The organism is Mesorhizobium sp. M7A.F.Ca.US.002.01.1.1, assembly GCF_004022955.1.
Lineage (GTDB): Bacteria > Pseudomonadota > Alphaproteobacteria > Rhizobiales > Rhizobiaceae > Mesorhizobium > Mesorhizobium ciceri.
Window position 1 is genome coordinate 1 of the sequence record NZ_RZQE01000753.1, and the last position, 1,934, is coordinate 1,934.

Genomic DNA, 1,934 nt, shown 5'->3' on the forward strand with positions numbered 1-1,934 from the left:
GGCCATTCTTTTGAGTCTACGGCTGGGTAGCGCCTAGCGGCTCGCTTTTGGCCTTGATTTGTTCTGGCCGTTGCAACTAGGCGCAATCCCGCAGTAGCGGAGCCGCGCAAAGTCCTCGCTAGTTTCACCTTACGTTCCTGTCCGACTGCGGACAATCGCCACCAAAGCACAAGCCCTTGGAAGGGGACCTGGGGGGCGGTAGTCGGCACGATCAGACAGACCAAAAACGGGTTGAGCGACCGTGCCGACCATAGCTGGACACGAGGGTGGGCCTAATGTCCAGGCTCCATATGCTACCGGTACACTGGTCTTGCTACAACTACGCCTGATGGCCTATGTCGCGCTTGAAAATCGAAGTCGCATGGCGATCTGGACGCTACCCAAACCGCACTGCTTAGAATCCTAAAGGGAACTCACCCTCAAGTGGCACATTGACCCTCTGAGCGGTCGATTCAAAAGGATGTAGCCGCTTACACAGGGTCCGCCGCCGGCGCCCCAATAGGCGGCGGGCTCACCCTCAGTGGCTTTCAACGTAGAGCAAGAAGCCCGCCTCGCCTCATTCACGGCGAAATGGCAGGCGTAACCACATCGAAGGCTCGCCAAAGGACCTCTTCTATACTCGTGGGAGTCGAATCCACGAGCGGAATGCGCAGCGGCCAGCCGTTGACCATCTGGAAGACCCAACGACGTCCTTGGACCACGCCAAGGCGCCTGTAACGACAAGAGGCGCATAGGTCGCGATGACCACATGGGTCTGCCTGTAGTATGTGGAGGTTATTACACGTTCGACATACTCGCGCTGCCAGTTCGGGTGAAGGCTGCTCGGGTTCGTCGATGAGGAAAACAGGCTGATGGCCTCGCTCCGCGGTGCTTAGGAACACCAGCGATGAAATCAGTGACAATTCGCCTGACCTGGCGTCTTGCAATTCGATCATCAGCCCATCTCGGCGCTCGAGATGTACCTGGATCGGCTCGCGTAGAAAATCGTGCTGCCGAAGCCAGCGCTCGTTCCTGAGCACTGCTTAGAAATCGCGACCTAATGAGAACGACAGCTTAGGGTCCGTCTGGTCTAACCAAACCACTTGCTTGGGTTGGACGGAATGGCGGCCTCCTGATCCAAAGAGAGCACGCTCTCAAAATCCAGAACCTGTCGTCCAGTGTTGACGGCGGAGAAACCGAACCTCGGGTGGTATCCGCAGTAATTGAGAACCGCTCCGGCTTCATAGAAGCTCGCGCTGGATTCACGGAAGGACGCAGCAATGGCCTGCTTTATTACAGAGCGGGGTGAGTTGAAGGCCGGGATACGACGCAAGTTCCGAATGCCCGCAAATCTGTCTCGTGCAGTGTTCGAGACGACCGTGAGGTCCGTCGGATTTGTAGAGGTTCCCCTCGCACGACTTCCTTGCGCCGGTGAGCACCGCGCCGCCTGGCCCGTTCCACCAGCCCAGACGCATGAAGCTGCGTCTCGATGAAGGGGTAGCCCCAGTTGAAGTCATGATCGCGCAGCAGGTATTCGTGGAAATGCTTCAGGTTCCAGCCAAGGTAGCGGTGGCGATAAAGTTCCAGCATCTCCTCGATCCCCTCCGCGGCACCCGGCGCGTCGAAAGCTTGCCCAAACGCCGGTCGAGCAACCCAGCCTCCCCAGCCTCTTCGTAACGCTCGCGGTAACGCCGGAATTGCCGCTCCGACATGCCCAGCAACTCGCCTGCCTCCATCATCGAAAGATCGCCGCCATTCCAGCGGCTCAATACATCCCGAAACTTCTGCATTCTCCGGTCCTCTAGCCACGCTGCCCGCTTCATCCCCAGCCTCCATTCGCTGGCGATAAAACCGGACAACTCGCGTGCTACCTAATCCGGACAACTCATGTGCTTACGACAGCAGTTGCTGAAATACATTGCCGCGATTAAGCATTCGGACTAAAGTCATCCCTT

At 57.8% G+C, this 1,934-nt stretch carries 1 protein-coding gene; it reads right to left on the reverse strand.

Going from position 1 to position 1,934, the window contains the following annotated elements; genetic code table 11:
* Nucleotides 1-1,526: 1,526 nt before the first annotated feature.
* Nucleotides 1,527-1,769 (reverse strand): helix-turn-helix domain-containing protein, encoded by a 243-nt coding sequence (locus EN932_RS35045; RefSeq protein ID WP_164768974.1) that lies wholly within the window; start codon nucleotides 1,767-1,769, stop codon nucleotides 1,527-1,529.
* Nucleotides 1,770-1,934: the final 165 nt, after the last annotated feature.

Coding starts and splice junctions, on each gene's coding strand:
- EN932_RS35045 (WP_164768974.1), bottom strand. CDS start 1,769: ATGCAGAAGTTTCGGGATGTATTGAGCCGCTGGAATGGCGGCGATCTT.